Source organism: Vibrio sp. 10N.222.48.A3, from assembly GCF_041475345.1.
Lineage (GTDB): Bacteria > Pseudomonadota > Gammaproteobacteria > Enterobacterales > Vibrionaceae > Vibrio > Vibrio tasmaniensis_A.
Window position 1 is genome coordinate 1 of sequence record NZ_JBFRVX010000650.1, and the last position, 1,544, is coordinate 1,544.

Annotated in this window: 2 protein-coding genes; both read right to left on the minus strand. The window is 44.6% G+C overall.

Annotated elements, in window-relative coordinates; translation table 11 throughout:
• Positions 1-33: 33 nt before the first annotated feature.
• On the minus strand, positions 34-1,089 hold the full coding sequence (gene arsB / locus AB4653_RS17750; RefSeq protein ID WP_009845915.1) for an ACR3 family arsenite efflux transporter: 1,056 nt from the start codon (positions 1,087-1,089) through the stop codon (positions 34-36).
• A gap of 105 nt (positions 1,090-1,194) precedes the next feature.
• Entirely contained in the window at positions 1,195-1,536 is a 342-nt protein-coding gene (locus AB4653_RS17755; protein ID WP_009845914.1) for a helix-turn-helix transcriptional regulator, read from the minus strand.
• Positions 1,537-1,544 lie beyond the last annotated feature (8 nt).

Below are 1,544 nucleotides of genomic sequence, written 5' to 3' on the forward strand. Positions count from 1 at the left end.
TTCTAGTTCTAGTTCTAGGTGTAGACGTAGATGCTATACGCTAGGTTTCACCGTCTGACCGTTGTAGTACTTGTCTTTCATCTTAAGCGCCACGTTCACTAGGTAAATCAACACAGGTACTTCAATCAGTGGACCGATAACACCGGCAAACGCTTGGTCTGAGTTGATACCGAATACTGAGATAGCAACGGCAATCGCTAGCTCGAAGTTGTTGCCTGTTGCTGTGAATGCAATTGATGCGTTCTTGTCGTATTCAATGCCCATCTTCTTACCAATGAAGAAGCTGATGAAGAACATTGCTGTGAAGTAGATAGTCAGTGGAACCGCAATCAACAATACGTCCATTGGCAGTTCTACAATCATCTCGCCTTTTAGGCTGAACATCAGAACGATAGTAGCCAGTAGTGCAATCAGTGTGATTGGAGAGATACGTGGAATAAACACTTCGTTGTACCACTGCTCGCCTTTCATCGACACAAGGATCTTGCGGCTTAGGAAGCCCGCTAAGAATGGGATACCTAGGTAAATAAGTACACTGTGTGCAATGTCGATCATCGAGATATCAACCATCATGCCTTCGTAACCAAATACTGGTGGAAGAACGCTGATGAACAACCACGCCATAAAGCTGTAGCTCACCACTTGGAATGCACTGTTTAGAGCAACCAATGCCGCGCCGTATTCTTTGTTACCGCCGCCGATGTCGTTCCAAACTAGCACCATCGCCACACAACGAGCTAGACCAATCAGAATCACGCCGACCATGTAACCTGGGTGGTCACCCAAGAAAGTCAGTGCCAACACAAACATCAGAATTGGGCCAACAAGCCAGTTCATGATCAAAGATAGTTTGATCGCTTTCTTATCTTTGACCACAGTGCCTAATAGGTTGTAGTTAACCTTAGCCAGAGGCGGGTACATCATTAAGATAAGGCCAATCGCAAGTGGAATGTTGGTGGTACCAACCGACATAGATTCGTTCCACTGCTCGATCTGTGGGAATAGGATGCCAAGCAGTACACCAAGACCCATGGCAATAAAGATCCACAGCGTTAAGTAGCGATCTAGAAAACCTAATTTTGGCTTCATGATATTTTCTCTTTGGTTGATATCGTCAATCGTCGAAAAGCGATATTGGGAAGCAAAAAAATACGCTTAATTTATTCCGTATTCGACAAACTAAGCGCGATAAATCTATTTCAAAATAGTGTCGATTAGCGTCTCAAATTGCTGAATATTATCTCGATTAATGCGGTAGCACATCTTCGGTGGTATCGATTCAGCAGTGATGAAACCAGAGGTTTTCAAGATTCTTAGGTGCTCTGATACTGTCGATTGCGCCAAACCTAATTCACTAACCAAGTCACTGTTCAAACAGCCGCCCGATTTTTCTAGCGTTGAAAGGATACTCAATATACGAACTCTTGCCGGGTGAGCGAGCGCTTTGGCCAGAGCTGCCATTTGCGTTTCAGCTTCGGTATCACCATGTCCGATTGGTAGAGCACAGCCACCAGTTGTAGGGCAAATTTCGTTCATATTGATGT

Coding starts and splice junctions, on each gene's coding strand:
- arsB (WP_009845915.1), bottom strand. CDS start 1,089: ATGAAGCCAAAATTAGGTTTTCTAGATCGCTACTTAACGCTGTGGATC.
- AB4653_RS17755 (WP_009845914.1), bottom strand. CDS start 1,536: ATGAACGAAATTTGCCCTACAACTGGTGGCTGTGCTCTACCAATCGGA.